17 protein-coding genes and 1 pseudogene are annotated in these 20,435 nt (G+C 73.5%); 14 read left to right on the forward strand and 4 right to left on the reverse strand.

Annotation, left to right across the window (positions count from 1 at the left end; genetic code table 11):
- The first annotated feature begins 3 nt into the window (after positions 1 to 3).
- The 3 genes and pseudogenes from AC2RP6_RS26240 to AC2RP6_RS26250 all read left to right on the forward strand — a co-directional run bounded on the left by AC2RP6_RS26240 (position 4) and on the right by AC2RP6_RS26250 (position 4,398).
- Positions 4 to 1,011 carry a ComEA family DNA-binding protein gene (locus AC2RP6_RS26240; RefSeq protein WP_486448412.1) on the forward strand — a complete coding sequence of 336 codons (1,008 nt, stop codon included), beginning with the start codon at positions 4 to 6 and terminating at the stop codon, positions 1,009 to 1,011.
- A pseudogene (locus AC2RP6_RS26245) lies at positions 1,008 to 3,380 on the forward strand (ComEC/Rec2 family competence protein); the annotation flags it as partial. The gene AC2RP6_RS26240 and the pseudogene AC2RP6_RS26245, both read left to right, overlap by 4 nt.
- Before the next feature lie 136 nt (positions 3,381 to 3,516).
- Complete coding sequence (locus AC2RP6_RS26250; RefSeq protein ID WP_486448413.1) at positions 3,517 to 4,398, forward strand: YceI family protein; 882 nt, start codon at positions 3,517 to 3,519, stop codon at positions 4,396 to 4,398.
- Positions 4,399 to 4,410: 12 nt separating this feature from the next.
- On the opposite strand, the gene AC2RP6_RS26255 is transcribed toward AC2RP6_RS26250, so the two are convergent.
- Complete coding sequence (locus AC2RP6_RS26255; RefSeq protein WP_031145707.1) at positions 4,411 to 4,653, reverse strand: hypothetical protein; 243 nt, start codon at positions 4,651 to 4,653, stop codon at positions 4,411 to 4,413.
- A 76-nt stretch (positions 4,654 to 4,729) separates the two neighbouring features.
- Here AC2RP6_RS26255 and holA point away from each other — a divergent pair, with 76 nt between their 5' ends.
- On the forward strand, positions 4,730 to 5,722 hold the full coding sequence (gene holA, locus AC2RP6_RS26260) for a DNA polymerase III subunit delta (RefSeq protein ID WP_486448414.1): 993 nt from the start codon (positions 4,730 to 4,732) through the stop codon (positions 5,720 to 5,722).
- Between the two features lie 250 nt (positions 5,723 to 5,972).
- Here the strand turns inward: holA and rpsT are convergent, their stop codons facing one another.
- Positions 5,973 to 6,233: a 30S ribosomal protein S20 gene (gene rpsT, locus AC2RP6_RS26265; RefSeq protein WP_030030523.1), complete on the reverse strand. Its 261-nt coding sequence runs from the start codon at positions 6,231 to 6,233 to the stop codon at positions 5,973 to 5,975.
- 256 nt (positions 6,234 to 6,489) lie between these two features.
- Here rpsT and lepA point away from each other — a divergent pair, with 256 nt between their 5' ends.
- The 3 genes from lepA to hemW all read left to right on the forward strand — a co-directional run bounded on the left by lepA (position 6,490) and on the right by hemW (position 11,874).
- Positions 6,490 to 8,355: a translation elongation factor 4 gene (lepA, locus tag AC2RP6_RS26270; protein ID WP_392577781.1), complete on the forward strand. Its 1,866-nt coding sequence runs from the start codon at positions 6,490 to 6,492 to the stop codon at positions 8,353 to 8,355.
- 235 nt (positions 8,356 to 8,590) lie between these two features.
- Positions 8,591 to 10,483 carry an AMP-dependent synthetase/ligase gene (locus tag AC2RP6_RS26275; RefSeq protein ID WP_486448415.1) on the forward strand — a complete coding sequence of 631 codons (1,893 nt, stop codon included), beginning with the start codon at positions 8,591 to 8,593 and terminating at the stop codon, positions 10,481 to 10,483.
- Positions 10,484 to 10,641: 158 nt separating this feature from the next.
- Entirely contained in the window at positions 10,642 to 11,874 is a 1,233-nt protein-coding gene (gene hemW / locus AC2RP6_RS26280) for a radical SAM family heme chaperone HemW (RefSeq protein WP_486448416.1), read from the forward strand.
- Positions 11,875 to 11,887: 13 nt separating this feature from the next.
- Here hemW and AC2RP6_RS26285 read toward each other — a convergent pair whose 3' ends face one another.
- Positions 11,888 to 12,697 carry a DUF3097 domain-containing protein gene (locus tag AC2RP6_RS26285; protein ID WP_486448417.1) on the reverse strand — a complete coding sequence of 270 codons (810 nt, stop codon included), beginning with the start codon at positions 12,695 to 12,697 and terminating at the stop codon, positions 11,888 to 11,890.
- Positions 12,698 to 12,731: 34 nt separating this feature from the next.
- Positions 12,732 to 13,451 (reverse strand): MBL fold metallo-hydrolase, encoded by a 720-nt coding sequence (locus AC2RP6_RS26290; RefSeq protein ID WP_486448418.1) that lies wholly within the window; start codon positions 13,449 to 13,451, stop codon positions 12,732 to 12,734.
- Between the two features lie 159 nt (positions 13,452 to 13,610).
- Between AC2RP6_RS26290 and hrcA the strand changes: the two genes are divergently transcribed.
- The 7 genes from hrcA (at position 13,611) to AC2RP6_RS26325 (ending at position 20,377) form a co-directional block, all read left to right on the forward strand.
- Complete coding sequence (hrcA, locus tag AC2RP6_RS26295) at positions 13,611 to 14,627, forward strand: heat-inducible transcriptional repressor HrcA (RefSeq protein ID WP_486448419.1); 1,017 nt, start codon at positions 13,611 to 13,613, stop codon at positions 14,625 to 14,627.
- Positions 14,628 to 15,767: a molecular chaperone DnaJ gene (gene dnaJ, locus AC2RP6_RS26300; RefSeq protein WP_030649843.1), complete on the forward strand. Its 1,140-nt coding sequence runs from the start codon at positions 14,628 to 14,630 to the stop codon at positions 15,765 to 15,767.
- 156 nt (positions 15,768 to 15,923) lie between these two features.
- Entirely contained in the window at positions 15,924 to 17,015 is a 1,092-nt protein-coding gene (locus tag AC2RP6_RS26305; protein ID WP_486448420.1) for a nitronate monooxygenase, read from the forward strand.
- On the forward strand, positions 17,012 to 17,755 hold the full coding sequence (locus AC2RP6_RS26310; RefSeq protein WP_486448421.1) for a 16S rRNA (uracil(1498)-N(3))-methyltransferase: 744 nt from the start codon (positions 17,012 to 17,014) through the stop codon (positions 17,753 to 17,755). Before AC2RP6_RS26305 ends, AC2RP6_RS26310 begins: the two co-directional genes overlap by 4 nt.
- A gap of 79 nt (positions 17,756 to 17,834) precedes the next feature.
- Entirely contained in the window at positions 17,835 to 18,194 is a 360-nt protein-coding gene (locus AC2RP6_RS26315) for a histidine triad nucleotide-binding protein (RefSeq protein WP_486448422.1), read from the forward strand.
- A gap of 3 nt (positions 18,195 to 18,197) precedes the next feature.
- Positions 18,198 to 19,103 (forward strand): ribonuclease Z, encoded by a 906-nt coding sequence (locus AC2RP6_RS26320; protein ID WP_486448423.1) that lies wholly within the window; start codon positions 18,198 to 18,200, stop codon positions 19,101 to 19,103.
- Between the two features lie 179 nt (positions 19,104 to 19,282).
- Positions 19,283 to 20,377, forward strand: coding sequence for a carbohydrate kinase family protein (locus AC2RP6_RS26325; protein ID WP_486448424.1), 1,095 nt, complete (start codon positions 19,283 to 19,285; stop codon positions 20,375 to 20,377).
- The last annotated feature ends 58 nt before the right edge of the window (positions 20,378 to 20,435 follow it).

Raw genomic sequence — 20,435 nt, forward strand, 5'->3', positions numbered from 1 at the left:
GACATGACTCTTCGCACGCGTACTCCGTATCCGTCGGGCGCCACCAGTGGCCCGGGACGTTCCCGACTCTCCGACAGCCGCCTGCGGCACACCCGCGGCCGCGACCGGCGCCGGCACGTCCTCCGCGCCGCGCCCGCCCATCCTCCGCACGCGGCTCCCGCTCCGGCGACCGACCCGGTGACCGACCCGACGACCGGTCCCGGTCCGGGTGCCGGGCGGGAGCGGGACGCGGGCGCGGTGCGTCGGCGGGCCGAAGCCCTGTTCGGCGGTGCCGGCCCGCCGTCGGCGTCCCCGGTGGCGGTGGAGCCCTCCGCGCCGCCCGGAGAGGTGCCCGCCCTGTCCGCCGGCACGGCGCGCAGGCTGGCGGTGCGGGAGCGGCTGCCGGTGTGGCTCCAGGCCCGGTGTGCGGTGGAGCCGCGCACGGTGGCCGCGGTCGGGGTGGTGCTGGTCGCCGCCGTCGGCTTCGCCGGCCAGCAGTACTGGTCCGCACGGCCGCGCGAGGTGACCGCCCCCGCGGTGGTTCCGGCGGCAGCCTCCGCCTCCGCCTCCGCCGGGGCACCGGCCCCGGCGGGCGGCGGGGCGGGGCCCGCGCGGATCGTCGTCGACGTCGGCGGCAAGGTCCGGGACCCGGGGGTGCGGCGGCTGCCGGCCGGTTCCCGGGTCGAGGACGCGCTGGCGGCCGCCGGGGGAGTGCGGCCGGGCACGGACACCACCGGGCTGAACCGGGCCCGGGTGCTGGTGGACGGCGAACAGGTGCTGGTGGGCGTGGCCGTGACGGCGCAGCCACCGCCGGGAGGCGCCACGGGCGGGCCGCCCGCCGGGCCGCTCAGCCTGGGTTCGGCCACCGTCGAGCAGCTGGACGGTCTGCCGGGGGTGGGGCCGGTCCTGGCCCAGCACATCGTCGACTTCCGCACCGCCCGCGGCGGCTTCCGTTCCGTGGAGGAGCTCCGCCAGGTCAACGGCATCGGCGAACGGCGCTTCGCCGACCTGCGCAAGCTGGTGCGGCCGTGAACCGGCCCGAGGGCGCGGGCCCGGTGGACCTGCGTCTGGCAGTGCCCGCCGTGGCGGCCTGGGCGGCGGCCGCGCTCGCCCTCGGCGCGCCCGTCCGGCGGACCGCCGTCGGCGCGGCCCTGGCGGTGGCCGGCGCGGGGCTGCTGTTGCTGCTGCACGGAGGGCGCCCGGGGACGCTGTGGCGGGTTGCCCCGGCCGTGGCGGCGGCCCTGCTGTCCGCGGCCGCCGGAGCGGGCGTGGCGGGGCTCCAGGTGGCCGAGGCGCGGGCCGGGCCGGTCGCGGGGCTGGCGGGGCGGCACGCCCGGGTCCTCGTCGAACTGACCGTCGGCTCCGACCCCCGGACCGCGCGGAGCGGGAACGGCCCGCCGGTGGTGGTGCTGGACGCGGTGGTGAACCGGGTGACGGGCCCCGACGGGGCGAGCACACGGGTCGAGACCCCGGTGCGGGTGCTCGCCGGGCACGCGGGGTGGGCCCGGCTGCTGCCCTCCACGCGGGTGGCGGTGGTGGCCCGGCTGGCCCCCGCGCGGGGCGGGGAGCGGGCCGTGGCCCTGCTCCGCCCGGCCGGTGACACACCGCCGGGGGTGACCGGTGGCCCGGACGCCGCCCAGCGGTTGGCGGGGCGGTTGCGGGCCGGGCTGCGCGAAGCCACCGAGGGGCTCGCGCCGGACGCGCGGGCCCTGCTGCCGGGGCTGGTCGTCGGGGACACGTCCAGGGTCCCGCCCGACCTGCAGGAGGCCTTCCGGGCCACCGATCTGCTCCATCTGCTGGCCGTCTCCGGGTCGAACCTGACCGTGGTGCTGTTCCTGCTCATCGGGCCACCGGGCCGCGCGCAGCAGGCCGAGCGGCGCGGGCTGGCGCCCCGCCTCGGACTCTCCCTGCGGGCGACCGCCCTGTGCGGGGCGGGCCTGACCCTGGCGTTCGTGGTGGTGTGCCGGCCGGAGCCGAGCGTGCTGCGGGCCGCTGCCTGCGGGGCGGTCACCCTGCTGGCCATCGCCACCGGCCGGCGCAGGTCCCTGATCCCCGCCCTGGGGGCCGCGGTACTGCTCCTGGTGCTCTACGACCCGTGGCTGGCCCGCAGTTACGGCTTTCTGCTCTCGGTACTGGCCACCGGGGCGCTGCTGACCCTCGCCCCGCGGTGGAGCGGCGCCCTGCGGCGGCGCGGCATGGGGCCCCGGCTCGCCGAGGCGGTGGGCGCCGCCGCAGCCGCCCAGGCGGTGTGCGCGCCGGTGGTCGCCGTGCTCGCGGCCCGGGTCAGCCTGGTGGCGGTGCCGTGCAACCTGCTGGCCGAGCTGGCGGCCGGTCCGGCGACCGTCCTCGGCTTCGCCGCGCTGGCGGTGGCCCCGCTGTGGATGCCCGCCGCGGAGGTGCTCGCCCGGTGCGCCGGGGTGCCCGCGGGGTGGATCGCCGCCGTGGCGCGGACCGGGGCGAGGTTCCCCGGCGCGGAGCTGCCCTGGCCGGGCGGGCTCACCGGCGGCCTGCTGCTGGCCGCCGCCACCCTGGCGGTCGTGGCGGTGGCCGCCCGGTGGGGGCGTCGACGCCGGCTCTGCTCCGCGCTGGCGGTGCTGCTGCTCCTGGCGGTACTGCGCCCGCCGCAGCTCACCCGTACGCTCACCGGCTGGCCCCCGCCCGACTGGAGCTACGTCCAGTGCGCCGTCGGGCAGGGGGACGCCGCCGTCCTCGCCGTCGGCCCGGGGGAGGCGGTGGTGGTGGACGCCGGCGCGGATCCCGGGCCGGTGGACGCGTGCCTGCGGGAGTTGGGCGTGCACCGGGTGCCGATGCTCCTGCTGACGCACTTCCACGCTGATCACGTGGGTGGCCTGGCGGGCGTTCTGCGGGGCCGGTCGGTGGGGATGATCCAGGCCAGTGTGCTGGAAGAGCCGCCCGGGCAGGCCGAGTTCGTCCGCCGCACGGCTGCCGCCGCCGGGGTGCCGGTCGTGCCCGCGATGCAGGGGGAGCGGCGCCGGGCCGGCCCGTTCACCTGGCAGGTGCTGTGGCCGCCGCCGGCCGGTTCGCCCTTCGAGGGGCCCAACGACGCGAGCGTCGTGCTGCTGGTGCGCGGGGCGGGGCTCACCCTGCTGCTGCTCGGCGATCTGGAACCCGAGGCGCAGCAGGCCCTGTTGAGGGGGCATCCGCAGCTGGGCCCGGTGGACGTCCTCAAGGTCGCCCACCACGGCTCCGCACACCAGGATCCCGGCCTGCACGAGCGGATCCGGCCCCGGCTGGCGATCGTGCCGGTCGGCGCCGGCAACCGGTACGGGCACCCCGCACCGGGCACGCTCGCCCGCCTGCGGGCCGTGGGGGCGACGGTGCTGCGCACCGACACCGACGGTTCGATCGCCGTCAGTGGAACCGGGGTCCGGCTGCGTGCGTTTCCAGCCAGGAGACGACGTATGCGACGCGGGCATACCGGGCACGACCGCTCTGTTTGCCCACAACCCGACAGCATGATCGAATGCGTCGTCGCCAGAACGGTCCAATGCCACACAGCACGGGGGTGCACACGTCATGTTCGGTCGCCGACGGGGGATGGAGTCGGCCGGAAGTTCCAGCCCGCACACATCCGCGACACTGACGCTGCCGCCGACGGCGCGTCTGCTCAGCTGCCGGGTCCTCGACACGGTCCACCGGCCCGTCCGGCAGGCCGCGTTCGAGGTGACGGATCCGATCGGCCGCCGGATCGTCAGCGGCGAGACCGATCCGTTCGGCGGCTTCACGGCCGCCGTGCCGGAGGGGGAGTACCGGCTCTCCGTCACCGCGGAGGGGTACACGCCGTTCCACGGGGTCACGCTCGTGGGAGACCCGGCCCAGCCCGGTACGGCGGAGATCATCCTCGACGCGGTCGAGCCGCCGATCCTGCCGCAGCCCGGCCACTGGGAGCTGGACCCGACGCACTCGTCCATCGCTTTCACGGCCCGGCACATCGGCCTCGCCCGGATCAACGGACGGTTCAACACGTTCGCCGGGGCGGTGCGGATAGCCGACCGCATGGAGGACTCCTCCATGCACGTGATCATCGACGCGGCGAGCATCGACACCGGGGTCCGGCTGCGGGACGACCACCTGCGGTCGGGGGACTTCCTGGACGCGGTCCGCCACCCCACGGTGGAGTTCTACAGCGAGCGGTTCATCCACCGCACCGGCAGCCGTTGGGCCGTCGCGGGCGCCCTGACCCTCCACGGTGTGAGCCGGTCCGTGACCCTGGACACCCAGTACCTGGGTCTCGGCACGGGCATGGAGGGCGAGGTCCGGGCGGCCTGCCGGGCCACCGCCGAACTGCACCGCGAGGACTTCACCCTCAACTGGCAGTCGATGCTGGCCCACGGGATCGCGGCGATCGGTCCGAGCGTCGACGTGACGCTGGACGTCCAGATCGTGCGCAAGGCCTGACCCGGAGGGGCTTCAGGGGGCCTCCAGCCAGCCTTCGTACTCGGCGGCGAGGTCGTCCAGGGCTGTGGTGTCGAGCCGTTCGCGCGGGTCCTCGACGACCACCAGCCACTGGGCGTCCTCGGCGTCGTCCTCACCGGCCAGGGCGTCGCGGACCAACTGCGGTTCCTCCGGGAGGCCGAAGCGGTCCACGGCTTCCTGCGCCACCTCCTCGGCGGCGTCGCGGTCGGGCAGGACGAGTACATGTCGCACGTTCACCGGGCCATTGTCGGACACCCGGTGGAGGGGGCCGGGGCGCGGGGGGTTGTCAGTGCGGCGTGGGATGCTGGAGGCGATGGCCACCAGGAAGAACCCCACCGACGATCCGCTTGCCCCGATCACCCTCGCGGTGGGGCAGGAGGAGCTGCTGCTCGACCGCGCCGTGCGGGAGGTGGTGGCGGCCGCCCGCGCCGCCGACACCGACACCGACGTCCGCGACCTGACCTCCGACCAGCTCCAGCCCGGCACGCTGGCCGAGCTGGTGAGCCCCTCGCTCTTCTCCGAGCGCAAGGTGCTGGTCGTGCGCAACGCGCAGGACCTGTCCGCCGACACGGTCAAGGAGGTCAAGGCCTACCTCGCCGCGCCCTACGAGGAGATCGCGCTGGTCCTCCTCCACGCGGGCGGGGTCAAGGGCAAGGGCCTGCTGGACGCGGCGCGCAAGGCCGGCGCCCGGGAGATCGCCTGCCCGAAGATGACGAAGGCGGCGGACCGGCTCTCCTTCGTCCGGGGCGAGTTCCGCACGCTGGGCCGTTCGGCGACCCCGGAGGCGTGCCAGACGCTGGTCGACGCCATCGGCAGCGACCTGCGGGAGCTGGCGAGCGCAGCGGCGCAGCTGTGCGCCGATGTCGAGGGGACCATCGACGAGGCCGTCGTCGGCCGCTACTACACCGGCCGGGCCGAGGCCTCCAGCTTCACGGTCGCCGACCGGGCGGTCGAGGGGCGTGCGGCCGAGGCCCTGGAGGCCCTGCGCTGGTCCCTGGCCACCGGTGTGGCCCCGGTCCTGATCACCAGCGCGCTGGCGCAGGCGGTCCGGGCGATCGGCAAGCTCGCCTCCGCCGCGCGCGGGGCCCGGCCCGGGGACCTCGCCCGTGACCTCGGCATGCCGCCGTGGAAGATCGACCGGGTCCGCCAGCAGATGCGGGGCTGGTCAGCGGACGGCGTCGCCGACGCGCTGCGTGCCGTGGCCGCCGCCGACGCGGGGGTCAAGGGCGGGGGCGACGACCCCGAGTACGCCCTGGAGAAGGCGGTCGTCGCCGTGGCCCGCGCGGCCCGCCCCCAGCGCCGCTGACACGCCGGTCGTGCACGGGGAGCCGGCCCCCGTCACCCGGCTCGTCGCCCGGCCCCGCCACTCGGCCGCCTGAGCAGCGCGAAGGCCCCGTCCGTCACCCTGGGGAAGGGTGGCGGACGGGGCCTTCGGTCACTGCTCGGATTGCGCCGCACCCGCGTGGCGAACGCTTCGTGTGCGGAGCGGGGTGCCGGTCAGGAGCGGGAGAGAGGGCCCGCTGGGTCCCTTCCGGCGATCACATCGAGTGCGGAACTCAGATGGCGGCAACCTTGGAGGCCAGCGCCGACTTCTTGTTGGCGGCGGCGTTCTTGTGGATGACACCCTTCGAGACGGCCTTGTCCAGCTTCTTGGAAGCCAGGCGGGCCGCAGCGGTGGCCTTCTCCGCGTCGCCGGCGAGGATGGCCTCGTTGGCCTTGCGGATGAAGGTGCGCAGCTCGGACTTGACCGACTTGTTGCGAAGGCGAGCCTTCTCGTTGGTCTTGTTCCGCTTGATCTGGGACTTGATGTTCGCCACGAAAGAGCCTTTTCAGGTTCAGAGTTTGATCTTCGGATTGTGTCCCGACAGCTGAGAGGGCATACGAGACACAGCTGCCCAGGCTACCAGGCGCGCTCCGGGCGGCCCAAACCGAGCGCACTGCCCCGTCCATGGGACCATGGGAGCCTGCGTATGGACCGACATCGTGCCGCCGAGAGCGACCGGAGCCGGACTGTCCGCTCCGACCGACGCTCCGCAAACGCTTCCGACTGCGACCCGAGAATCAGGACACTGCGTGCCCGCGATCCCCAGCCACGTGCCCGAGCCGAGCCGTACCGACCCGGCGCTGATCCGCAACTTCTGCATCATCGCGCACATCGACCACGGCAAGTCGACGCTTGCCGACCGGATGCTCCAGCTCACCGGTGTCGTCGACCAGCGGCAGATGCGCGCCCAGTACCTCGACCGCATGGACATCGAGCGTGAGCGCGGCATCACGATCAAGTCCCAGGCGGTGCGACTGCCCTGGGCGCCCACCACGGGCGAGGGTCAGGGCAGCACCCACATCCTCAACATGATCGACACCCCCGGGCACGTCGACTTCACCTACGAGGTCTCGCGCTCCCTCGCCGCGTGCGAGGGCACGATCCTGCTGGTGGACGCCGCCCAGGGCATCGAGGCGCAGACCCTCGCCAACCTGTACCTGGCGATGGAGAACGACCTCGCGATCGTCCCCGTCCTCAACAAGATCGACCTGCCGGCCGCCCAGCCGGAGAAGTTCGCCGAGGAACTCGCGAACCTGGTCGGCTGCGACCCCGACGACGTGCTGCGCGTCTCGGCCAAGACCGGCATGGGCGTGGACGCGCTGCTGGACAAGGTCGTCGCCACCGTCCCGGCCCCGGTCGGCGTCAAGGACGCCCCCGCCCGCGCGATGATCTTCGACTCGGTCTACGACTCCTACCGCGGCGTCGTCACGTACGTGCGTGTGGTCGACGGCCAGCTCAACAAGCGCGAGCGCATCCGGATGATGTCCACCGGCGCCACCCACGAGCTGCTGGAGATCGGCGTCTCCTCCCCGGAGATGACGCCGGCCGACGGCATCGGCGTCGGCGAGGTGGGCTACATCATCACCGGCGTGAAGGACGTCCGCCAGTCCAAGGTCGGTGACACGATCACCAGCCTGAACAACGGCGCCACCGAGGCCCTCGGCGGCTACAAGGACCCGAAGCCGATGGTCTTCTCGGGTCTCTACCCGCTCGACGGCTCCGACTACCCGGACCTGCGCGAGGCCCTCGACAAGCTCCAGCTCAACGACGCCGCCCTGGTCTACGAGCCCGAGACCTCCGCGGCGCTCGGCTTCGGCTTCCGCGTCGGCTTCCTCGGCCTGCTCCACCTGGACGTGGTCCGCGAGCGCCTGGAGCGCGAGTTCGGCCTCGACCTCATCGCGACCGCGCCCAACGTGGTCTACCGGGTGGTCCTGGAGGACGGCAAGGAAGTCACCGTCACCAACCCGAGCGAGTTCCCCGAAGGCAAGATCAAGGACGTCTTCGAGCCGGTCGTCCGGGCCACGGTGCTCGCCCCGACCGAGTTCATCGGCGCGATCATGGAGCTGTGCCAGCAGCGCCGCGGCACGCTCCTCGGCATGGACTACCTCTCCGAGGACCGCGTCGAGATCCGCTACACCCTCCCGCTCGCCGAGATCGTCTTCGACTTCTTCGACCAGCTGAAGTCCAAGACCCGCGGCTACGCCTCCCTCGACTACGAGCCCACCGGCGAGCAGGCCTCCAGCCTGGTCAAGGTCGACATCCTGCTGCACGGCGACAAGGTCGACGCCTTCTCCGCCGTCTGCCACAAGGACGCCGCCTACGCCTACGGCGTGCGCCTCGTCGCCAAGCTGCGCGAGCTCATCCCGCGGCAGGCCTTCGAGGTGCCCGTCCAGGCCGCCATCGGCTCCCGCGTCATCGCCCGCGAGACCATCCGCGCCATCCGCAAGGACGTCCTCGCCAAGTGCTACGGCGGTGACATCTCCCGTAAGCGGAAGCTGCTGGAGAAGCAGAAGGAAGGCAAGAAGCGCATGAAGATGGTCGGCTCCGTGGAGGTCCCGCAGGAGGCCTTCATCGCCGTCCTCTCCAGTGACGAGTCCGGCGCGAAGAAGAAGTAGCCACCGCTTCCGTCACCCGGAGTACACGGGCCCCCGCGCACCGCGCGGGGGCCTGTTTCGTTATGAAGCGGCCGCTCGCGGGCTCTTACGCGCACGCCGGACGCGCTCTAGTCTGATCACTGCTCGACGGTTACTCGCCAGTTAAGAAAGTCAACGGCTGCAAACCCGCCAGTCCCAAGCGCCCCCAGCGCCCCACGCCCACGCACTGCCCGCGTGGACCGGTCCGGAGGATGTCGTGAGCGACACACAGACCTATCTCGAGAACCGCCCGCCCACGGTGGCGGTGCTCTTCCGCGAGCGCGTCGCAGCGACGCCGAACGACGAGGCCTACCGCTACCCGGTGCCCGCCGCCGGCGGACAGGGTGCCGCGGACGACTGGAAATCGCTGAGCTGGAGCCAGGCCGCCGAGCGGGTCTTCGCCATCGCGGCCGGACTGATCTCCCTCGGCCTGGAAACGGAAGACCGCGTCGCGCTCGCCTCCAACACCCGGATCGAGTGGATCCTCTCCGACCTCGGCGTGATGTGCGCCGGCGGCGCGGTCACCACGATCTATCCCAGCACCAACGCCGACGAGTCGGCGTTCATCCTCGCGGACTCCGAGAGCCGGGTCCTCATCGCCGAGGACGCCGCGCAGCTCGCGAAGGCGCGCGAGCGCCGCGCCGACCTGCCGCGGCTGCGCCACGTCGTGGTCCTGGAGGCCGCCGACGCGGTCGCCGCCGAGGGCGACCCGGAGGGCTGGGTGCTCTCGCTGGCCGACCTGGAGGCGCGCGGCACGGAGTACCTCGCGAAGCACCCCGAGGCCGTCAACGAGCGCATCGCGTCCATCACCCCCGAGCAGCTCGCCACCCTCATCTACACCTCCGGCACCACCGGTCGCCCCAAGGGCGTCCGGCTGCCGCACGACAACTGGTCGTACATGGCCAAGGCCATGGTCGCCACCGGGCTGATCGGCAAGGAGGACGTCCAGTACCTGTGGCTGCCGCTGGCCCACGTCTTCGGCAAGGTGCTGACCTCCGGGCAGATCGAGGCCGGGCACGTCACGGCCGTTGACGGCCGGATCGACAAGATCATCGAGAACCTGCCGGTGGTCCAGCCGACCTACATGGCGGCCGTTCCGCGGATCTTCGAGAAGGTCTACAACGGCGTGGCCGCCAAGGCCAGGGCCGGCGGCGGCGCCAAGTACAAGATCTTCCAGTGGTCGGTGGGCGTCGCCCGCGAGTACGCCAAGGTCACGCAGGACAACTTCCGCCGCACAGGCCGCGCGACCGCCCCCTTCGGGCTCACCACCAAGCACAAGGTCGCCGACGCGCTCGTCTACTCCAAGCTGCGCGACGCCTTCGGCGGCAAGCTGCGCGCTGCCGTCTCCGGCGCCTCCGCCCTCGCCCCCGACATCGGCTTCTTCTTCTCCGGCGCGGGCGTCCACATCCTGGAGGGCTACGGCCTGACCGAGTCCAGCGCCGCCTCCTTCGTCAACCCGGGCGAGGCCTACCGCACCGGCACGGTCGGCAAGCCGCTCCCCGGCACCGAGGTCCGCATCGCCGACGACGGCGAGGTCCTGCTGCGCGGCCCCGGCATCATGCAGGGCTACCACGGGCAGCCGGACAAGACCGCCGAGGTCCTGGAGTCCGACGGCTGGCTGCACACGGGCGACATCGGCGAGCTGTCGGCCGACGGCTACCTGCGCATCACCGACCGCAAGAAGGACCTGATCAAGACCTCGGGCGGCAAGTACGTCGCCCCGGCGGAGATCGAGGGCCAGTTCAAGGCGATCTGCCCGTACGTGTCGACCATCGTCGTGCACGGCGCCGACCGGAACTTCTGCTCCGCCCTGATCGCGCTCGACGAGCCGTCGATCCTGGGCTGGGCGGCCGAGAACGGGCTGGAGGGCCGGACGTACAAGGAGGTCCTGGCGGCGCCGGAGACCGACCGGCTGATCGAGACCTACGTCCAGACCCTGAACGAGGGCCTCCAGCGGTGGCAGACGGTCAAGAAGTTCCGGATCCTGCCGCGTGACCTGGACGTCGAGCACGGCGACCTCACCCCCAGCCTGAAGCTGAAGCGGCCGGTGGTCGAGCGTGAGTTCAAGCACCTGATCGAGGAGATGTACGAGGGGTCGCGCGAGGCCTGACGGCCGCCGCGGCCCGTGCGGGGCGGGGCCGTGCCCGCCCCGCGCACCCGTCCGCACACCCGTTCGCGCACCCTTCCGCGCACCCGCCCCGCCCCCACGGCCCGAGTGCCCGGGGCGCGCGGGGCGGAGCGCGGCACCGGGTGCGGGATGATGGGGGCATGCCTTCCGCACTCCCCGACGGTGAACCCATGCCCGAAGACGGCTCGCTGCCGTCGCACGCCCTGGCGGGCGCGGGGGAGCGGCCGCTCGGGTTCTACCTGCACGTCCCGTACTGCGCCACGCGCTGCGGCTACTGCGACTTCAACACCTACACGGCCACCGAGCTGCGCGGCACCGGTGGCGTGCTCGCCTCCCGCGAGAACTACGCCGACACCCTGATCGACGAGGTCCGCCTCGCGCGCAAGGTCCTCGGCGACGACCCGCGGCCCGTGCGCACCGTCTTCGTCGGCGGCGGCACGCCGACGCTGCTGCCCGCCGCCGACCTCGTCCGGATGCTCGCCGCGATCCGGGACGAGTTCGGCCTGGCCGACGACGCCGAGATCACCACCGAGGCCAACCCGGAGTCCGTGGACCCGGCGTACCTGGCCGAGCTGCGGGCCGGGGGCTTCAACCGGCTCTCCTTCGGCATGCAGAGCGCCAAGCAGCACGTCCTGAAGGTCCTGGACCGCACCCACACGCCCGGCCGTCCCGAGGCGTGCGTCGCCGAGGCGCGCGCGGCGGGCTTCGAGCACGTCAACCTCGACCTGATCTACGGCACCCCCGGCGAGAGCGACCAGGACTGGCGGGACTCCCTCGCCGCCGCCCTCGGAGCCGGCCCGGACCACGTCAGCGCCTACGCGCTGATCGTCGAGGAGGGCACGCAGCTGGCCCGCCGGATCCGCCGCGGCGAGGTCCCCATGACCGACGACGACGTCCACGCCGACCGCTACCTGATCGCCGACGAGGTCATGGCACAGGCCGGCTACGCCTGGTACGAGGTGTCGAACTGGGCCACCTCTGAGGCCGGACGCTGCCTGCACAACGAGCTGTACTGGCGCGGCGCCGACTGGTGGGGCGCCGGCCCCGGCGCCCACTCGCACGTGGGCGGGGTGCGCTGGTGGAACGTCAAGCACCCCGGCGCCTACGCGGCCGCCCTCGCGGAGGGCCGCTCCCCGGGCGCGGGGCGCGAGCTCCTGTCCCAGGAGGACCGCCGCGTGGAGCGGATCCTGCTGGAGCTGCGCCTGGTGGACGGCGTTCCGCTGTCCCTGCTGGCCCCGGCCGGTCTCGCCGCGTCCCGCAAGGCCCTCGCGGACGGCCTCCTGGAGCCCGCGCCCTACGAGGCGGGGCGGGCCGTCCTGACCCTGCGGGGGCGGCTGCTGGCCGACGCCGTGGTCCGCGACCTGGTCGACTGACCGCCCGACCGGTTCAGGCGTCGCCGCCGGCCGTGACGAAGTCGATCAGCTCTTCCACGCGGCCCAGCAGGGTGGGCTCCAGGTCCTTGTAGGAGTTCACCCGGGACAGGATGTGCTGCCAGGCGGCCCCGGTGTTCTCCGGCCAGCCCAGCGCCCTGCAGACTCCCGTCTTCCAGTCCTGGCCGCGCGGGACCACCGGCCACGCCGGGATGCCCAGCGCGGACGGCTTCACCGCCTGCCAGACGTCCACGTACGGGTGCCCCACCACCAGCACGTCCGGCGAGGTCACCGCGGCCGCGATGCGGGACTCCTTCGAACCCGGCACCAGGTGGTCCACCAGCACCCCCAACCGGGCGTCCGGCGCCGGACCGAACTCCGCCACCACCGCCGGGAGGTCGTCGACGCCCTCCAGGTACTCGACCACCACGCCCTCGATGCGCAGGTCGTCGCCCCAGACCCGCTCCACCAGCTCGGCGTCGTGCCGGCCCTCGACGTAGATCCGGCCCGCCCGGGCCACCCGCGCCCGCGCGCCGGGGACGGCGATCGACCCCGAGGCCGTCCGGGACGGCACCGACGGCCCCCGGGGCGGGCGGACCAGGGTGACCACCGCGCCGTCCAGCAGGAAGCCCCGGGGCTCCATCGGGAACACCCGGCGCTTGCCGAAGCGGTCCTCCAGGGTCACGGTGCCCGCCTCGCAGGCCACCACCGCGCCGCAGAAGTCCGTACCCGCCACCTCGACCACGAGGTCCGGTTCCGCGGCGACCTCCGGCACGGTCCTGGGTCGCTTCCACTGCGGGGTCAGGTCGGGGGAGTACTCGCGCATCCGGCCGACCTTAGGAGAGCCCTGCGCCTTCCGCCTACGACACGCCGGAACGGGCCGCCAGTGTGGCGCGTTGCGCACGCACGAAGTCCGCGGTGACCACCGCTCCGTGACCCGGCACGTACAGCGCGTCCTCGCCGCCCAGCGACAGCAGCCGGTCCAGGGCGGCGGGCCACTGCCGCGGCACCGCGTCCGGGCCCGCCGACGGCTCGCCCGACTCCTCCACCAGATCCCCGCAGAACACGGTCTCGCGCTCGCCCGGGATGAAGACGGCCAGGTCGTGCCCGGTGTGCCCGGGTCCCACGTTGGCCAGCAGCACCTGCACCCCGCCCAGCTCCAGCGTCCACTCGCCGGACACCGCGTGACCGGGCAGCACCAGCAGGTCCACCGCCTCGGCCGCCTCCTCCTCCCCGAGCCCGTGGCGCACCGCGTCCCCGCGCAGCTCCTCACGGCCCGACGCGAGCAGCGCGTCCAGCCCGACCGCCCCGAAGACCTCGACCCCCGAGAAGGCGGCCGCGCCCAGGACGTGATCGAAATGACCGTGCGTGAATGCGAGATGGGTCACGCTCCGTCCCGTCAACCGCTCGGCCTGCGCACGCACCTCCGCGCCCTCGCGGACGCTCGAACCGGGGTCGACCAGAAGGACCGACTCGTCCCCCACCACCAGTCCCACCGTGCAGTCCCACACCGGCAGACGCCGTCGGCCGGCCCGTCCGGTGAGCCGTTCCCAGCCCGCCTCTTCCCAATGCACGTCCATGCCGCGACGCTACCCTGGCGGGCCTCCCTTGCCAGGGGCTTACTACCCGGCCGTACACTGAGCGGGGGATTCCTGGCACTCGAACGTACAGAGTGCCAACGAACGTCAGAACACGGCAGAAGCAGAACACGGCAACGGATCACGCTGGAGGTGTGCGCGATGCTCAGCGAACGCAGACTCGAAGTGCTGCGCGCCATCGTCCAGGACTACGTCGGGACGGAGGAGCCCGTCGGCTCCAAGGCGCTCACCGAGCGGCACCGTCTCGGCGTCTCGCCCGCCACCGTGCGCAACGACATGGCCGTGCTGGAGGAGGAGGGCTACATCGCGCAGCCCCACACCAGTGCCGGCCGGATCCCCACCGACAAGGGCTACCGGCTCTTCGTCGACAAGCTGGCGGGGGTCAAGCCCCTGTCGACGCCCGAACGCCGGGCCATCCAGAACTTCCTCGACGGAGCGGTCGACCTCGACGACGTCGTCGGCCGTACGGTGCGGCTGCTCGCGCAGCTGACCCGGCAGGTCGCGGTCGTCCAGTACCCGAGCCTGACCCGGTCGACCGTCCGGCACGTGGAGCTGCTCTCGCTCGCTCCCGCGCGCCTGATGCTCGTACTGATCACGGACACCGGACGCGTCGAGCAGCGGCTCGTCGACTGCCCGAACCCCTTCGGCGAGGCCGCGCTGGCCGATCTGCGGGCCCGGCTCAACAGCAGGGTCGTCGGCCGTCGCTTCACGGACGTGCCGCCGCTGGTCAAGGACCTCCCGGAGTCCTTCGAGGCCGACGACCGCGGCACGGTCTCCACCGTGCTGTCGACCCTCCTCGAAACCCTGGTCGAGGAGGCGGAGGAGCGGCTGATGATCGGCGGTACCGCCAATCTCACCCGTTTCGGACACGATTTCCCCCTGACGATCAGGCCGGTGCTGGAGGCGCTGGAGGAGCAGGTCGTGCTCCTCAAGCTGCTCGGCGAGGCCAACGAGTCGGGAATGGCCGTAAGGATCGGGCACGAGAACGCCTACGAGGGGCTCAACTCCACGTCGGTCGTCTCGGTCGGTTACGGTTCGGGCGGCGAAACGGTCGCCAAACTCGGCGTGGTCGGACCGACCCGCATGGACTACCCCGGAACGATGGGAGCGGTACGCGCAGTGGCACGTTACGTCGGACAGATCCTGGCGGAGTCGTAAGTGGCCACGGACTACTACGCCGTCCTCGGCGTACGCCGCGACGCATCTCAGGACGAGATCAAGAAGGCCTTCCGGCGCCTCGCGCGTGAACTCCACCCGGACGTGAATCCGGATCCGAAGACGCAGGAGCGCTTCAAGGAGATCAACGCGGCCTACGAGGTGCTCTCGGACCCGCAGAAGAAGCAGGTCTACGACCTCGGTGGCGACCCGCTGTCCTCCTCGGGCGGCGGCGGTGGCGCCGGCGGCTTCGGAGCGGGCGGCTTCGGCAACTTCTCCGACATCATGGACGCCTTCTTCGGCCAGGCCTCGCAGCGCGGCCCGCGCTCGCGGACCCGCCGTGGCCAGGACGCCATGATCCGCCTGGACCTGGAGCTGGACGAGGCGGCCTTCGGGACGACCAAGGACATCCAGGTCGACACGGCCGTCGTCTGCACCACCTGCTCCGGCGAGGGCGCGGCCCCCGGCACCTCGGCGCAGACGTGTGACATGTGCCGCGGCCGCGGTGAGGTCTCGCAGGTCACCCGGTCCTTCCTGGGCCAGGTCATGACCTCGCGGCCCTGCCCGCAGTGCCAGGGCTTCGGCACCGTCGTCCCGACCCCGTGCCACGAGTGCGCGGGCGACGGCCGGGTGCGTTCCCGCCGCAGCCTCACGGTCAAGATCCCGGCCGGTGTCGAGAACGGCACCCGGATCCAGCTCGCGGGCGAGGGCGAGGTCGGCCCCGGCGGCGGCCCCGCCGGCGACCTGTACGTGGAGATCCACGAGCTGGCGCACCCGACCTTCCAGCGGCGCGGGGACGACCTGCACTGCACGGTCACCATCCCCATGACGGCGGCCGCACTGGGCACCAAATGCCCGCTGGAGACGCTCGACGGCCTGGAGGAGATCGACATCCGGCCCGGCACCGGGTCCGGCCAGGCGATCCCGCTGCACGGGCGCGGCGTCACGCACCTGCGCGGCGGCGGTCGCGGCGACCTGATCGTCCACGTCGAGGTCACCACCCCGGGCAAGCTGGACGCCCAGCAGGAGGAGCTGCTGCGCCAGCTGGCGAAGCTGCGCGGCGAGGAGCGGCCCATGGGCCAGTTCGCGCCGGGCCAGCAGGGCCTGTTCAGCCGCCTGAAGGACGCTTTCAACGGTCGCTGACCTTAGCGCGAGCACCGCTTCGAGCCCGGCCCGGGGACACCCCGGCCGGGCTCTTCGCGTGGTCCCTCAGCCGCCCCCTGGCACGCCGGGAAGCGGACTATGCCAGGCGAATGCGGTGATTCGGCCCCCTGGGCCGGACGTGGCACGATGCAGTCCATGTCCACCGCGGCGAACGGTCTCTCCTCCCACCCGATCGTGCAGGCCCCCATGGCGGGCGGCGCCTCGTGCCCGCCGCTCGTGGCCGCCGTGTGCGAGGCGGGCGGGCTGGGCTTCCTGGCCGGGGGCTACAAGACCGCCGACGGGATGTACCAGGAGATCAAGCAGGTCCGCGCGCTCACCCGGCGCCCCTTCGGCGTCAACCTGTTCATGCCGCAAACCGGCTGCGCCGACCCGGCCGCGGTGGAGGCGTACCGCGGGCAGCTGGCCGGCGAGGCCAGCTGGTACGAGATCTCCCTCGCCGAGGAGGACATCATCGGCACCAGCGACGACGGCTACGACGCCAAGCTCGCCATCCTGCTCGAGGACCCGGTCCCGGTCGTGTCGTTCACCTTCGGCTGTCCGGCCCCCGCGGCCCTCGCCGCCCTGCGCAAGGCCGGTACGTACAGCGTCGTCACGGTGACCTCGGTGGAGGAGGCCCGCAGTGCGCAGCGGGCGGGCGCCGACGCCGTCTGCGTCCAGGGCGTCGAGGCCGGCGGCCACCAGGGCACCCACCGCGACGACCCGCAGATCGACGGAACGGCGTCCGTGGGACTGCTCGCGCTGGTGGCGCAGGTGCGGGAGGCCGTGGGGCTGCCGATCATCGCGGCGGGCGGCGTCATGCGGGGGGCGCAGATCGCCGCCCTGCTGGCGGCGGGCGCGGCTGCGGCGCAGCTCGGGACGGCGTTCCTGGTCTGTCCCGAATCGGGCGCGGACCCCGTGCACAAGAAGGCGCTGACCGATCCGCTCTTCGTCCGGACGGAGCTGACCCGGGCCTTCTCCGGCAGGCCCGCGCGGGGGCTGGTCAACCGCTTCGTGCGCGAGCACGGCCCTTACGCCCCGGCCGCCTACCCCCAGGTCCACCACCTGACCTCCGGGCTGCGCAAGGCGGCCGCCGCGGCCGGCGACCCCCAGGGCATGGCCCTGTGGGCGGGCCAGGGGCACCGGCTGGCCCGGGCGCTGCCGGCGGCGCAGCTGGTGGAGGTGCTGGCGGCGGAACTGGCCGAGGCACGGCACACGTTGAAGGAAATGCAGATGAGGAGTGCGTCATGACGGCCCCGGTGTTCGTGGTCGAAGAGGTTCCCGCGGGGGCGGACTACGTCCTGGACGGCCCCGAGGGCCGGCACGCCGTGTCCGTGAAACGGCTGAACCCGGGCGAGCAGGTGGTCCTGACCGACGGCCGGGGCGGCTGGGCGGAGGCGGTCGTGAAGGCGGCCGAGGGCAAGGACAGGCTCGTCGTCGCGGTCACCTCGGCCGGGCGGGAGGAGGAGCCCGCGGTCCGCATCACCGTGGTCCAGGCCCTGCCCAAGGGGGACCGCGGCGAGCTGGCCGTGGAGACCATGACCGAGACCGGTGTGGACGCGATCGTGCCCTGGCAGGCCTCGCGCTGCATCACCCAGTGGCGCGGCGACCGCGGCGCCAAGTCCCTGGCCAAGTGGCGGGCCACGGCCCGGGAGGCGGGCAAGCAGTCCCGTCGGGTCCGCTTCCCGGAGGTGGCCGGGGCGATGTCCACCAAGCAGGTCGCCGAGCTGCTGGCCGGCGCCGACCTGGCGATGGTCCTGCACGAGGACCGCGACACCCTCTCGCAGGCACTGGCCACGGCCGAGCTGCCCGCCTCCGGCTCCGTCGTCCTGGTGGTCGGCCCGGAGGGCGGGGTCTCCCCGGAGGAGCTGGAGGTCTTCGCCGCGGCCGGGGCGCACCCGTACCGCCTGGGCCGTTCCGTCCTGCGGACGTCCACCGCCGGCACCGCGGCCGCGGCGGTCCTGCTGGCCCGCACCGGACGCTGGGCCTGACCGGCCGGAACGCACGCCCGCCGCGGGCGTCCGGCTGGATACGATGCCCCGACCGATCACCATCACGGGAGGGTGCGCAATGGCCGGGGAACCGCAGGCCGACTGCCTGTTCTGCAAGATCGTCGAGGGGGCCGTCCCCGCGACGGTGGTCCGGGAGACCGAGACCACCGTCGCTTTCCGGGACATCAACCCGCAGGCGCCCACGCACGTGCTCGTCATCCCCAAGGTGCACTACCCCGACGCGGCCTCCCTCGCGGCCGCCGAGCCGGGCGTCGCCGCCGACGTGCTGCGTGAGGCCGCCCGGGTCGCCGCCGACGAGAAGATCGAGGACCACGGCTACCGGATCGTCTTCAACACCGGCTCCGGCGCCGGACAGACCGTCTGGCACGCCCACGCCCACGTCCTGGGCGGCCGCGGCCTCCAGTGGCCCCCGGGATAGCACGTGTCCGTCAGAGAGTTCGTGGTGCTGGGCACCGCAAGCCAGGTGCCCACCCGCCACCGCAACCACAACGGCTACCTGCTGCGGTGGGACGGGGAAGGGATCCTCTTCGACCCGGGCGAGGGCACGCAGCGCCAGATGCTGCGTGCCGGGGTGGCCGCGCACGACATCAACCGGATCTGCGTCACCCACTTCCACGGTGACCACAGCCTCGGCCTCGCCGGGGTGATCCAGCGGATCAACCTCGACCAGGTCCCGCACCCCGTCGCCGCGCACTACCCGGCGTCCGGGCAGAAGTTCTTCGACCGGCTGAGGTACGCCACGGCCTACCGGGAGACCGTGCCGCTGCGCGAGGAGCCGGTGTCCGAGGACGGGCCGGTGGCCCGGGCGGCCTCGTACGTCCTGGAGACGCGGCGGCTCTCCCACCCGGTGGAGTCCTTCGGCTACCGGATCGTCGAGCCCGACGGGCGCAGGATGGTGCCCGAACAGCTCGCCCGGCACGGGATCAAGGGCCCCGACGTGGGCCGGATCCAGCGCGAGGGACGGCTCGGCGGGGTGACGCTGGAGGACGTCAGCGAGCCCAGGCCCGGGCAGCGCTTCGCGTTCGTCATGGACACCCGGCTCTGCCCCGGTGTGGACGAGCTGGCCGAGGGCTGCGACATGCTGGTGATCGAGTCGACCTTTCTCGACGAGGACGAACGCCTCGCCACCGACCACGGGCACCTCACCGCCGGCCAGGCGGCGCGGGTGGCGCGCGACGCGGGCGTACGGCACCTCGTGCTGACGCACTTCTCGCAGCGCTACACCGACCCCGCCGAGTTCGAGCGCCAGGCGCGCGCGGCGGGCTTCGAAGGGGAACTCACGGTGGCCGCGGACCTGATGCGGGTACCGCTGCCGAAGCGGGGCTGACACGGGCGGCCCGGGGTGCGCGCCGCCCCCGGGCCGGGCTCGCACGGGTTCAGGTGATCGGCCCGGAGGGCACGTCCCGGGTGACCTGCGCCACACTGGGTTTTGATCCCGCCCGGGGCGGGAAGACCTGGCAGCTTTCACCGAGAAACGGCCCTTCGAAACCGACAGGGGAGACCACCGTGACCAGTGGGGACCTCGACAGCCGCACCGCAGCCCTCGACCCGCTCGGTCCGGTGCGCGACCCGGAGGAACCGGGCTGCGACGTCTTCCTGACCGGAACGGTCTTCCTCGACATCATCTTCACCGGCCTCGACTCGGCCCCCGTGCGCGGTACGGAGTCCTGGGCGCGCGGCATGGGCTCCAGCCCCGGCGGCGTCGCCAACATGGCCACCGCCCTGGCCCGGCTCGGCCTGCGCACCTCGCTGGCCGCGGCCTTCGGCGACGACCACTACGGCGAGTACTGCTGGGACGCCCTGGAGCAGGGCGAGGGCATCGACCTGTCCATGTCGCGGATCGTCCCCGGCTGGCACAGCCCCGTCACCGTCTCGATGGCGTACGAGGGCGAGCGCACGATGGTCTCCCACGGCCACGAGGCCCCTCCGCCCGCGGACCCCGGGCCCCTCCCGCCGTGCCCACCGCGCGCCCGCGCCGCCGTGGCCTCGCTGGGCCCCGGCCGCGGCGAGGAATGGATCGGCGAGGCCGCCCGGCGCGGCGCGCGGGTCTTCGCGGACGTCGGGTGGGACGAGAGCGGACGCTGGGACCTGGAGGCCCTGGCCGACCTGGAGCACTGCGAGGCCTTCCTGCCGAACGCGGGCGAGGCGATGCGGTACACGCGCACCGAGTGTCCCCGGGCGGCGGCCCGCGCCCTGGCCGAGAAGGTGCCGATCGCGGTGGTGACCATGGGCCCGGAGGGCTCGTACGCGGTGGACGGGCACACCGGCGAGACGGCCCACGTCCCGGGCATCGCCGTCGACGCCCTGGACCCCACCGGGGCGGGGGACGTCTACGTGGCGGGCTTCGTCACCGGCACCCTGGCGGGCTGGCCGCTGGCGGACCGGCTGGCCTTCGCGGGGCTGACCGCGGCCCTGTCGGTCCAGGAGTTCGGCGGCTCCCTGTCGGCCCCCGGCTGGCCGGAGGTGGCCCACTGGTGGCGGGCCGCCCCGCACGCGCTGCGCGGCCGCTACGGCTTCCTGGACGACCTGATCCCCTCGGCCGCGACCCCGGCCGCCCGGCGCAGGGCCGTGCCGACCATCGGCTTCCGGCACTCCGCGTAGCCGGGGGAGCGCGGGGCGGGGGCGCGGGCCGCGGCGCGGGCGGCGGGTAAAACCTCTC

The sequence above is a fragment of the Streptomyces sp. WAC03905 genome, from assembly GCF_057371075.1.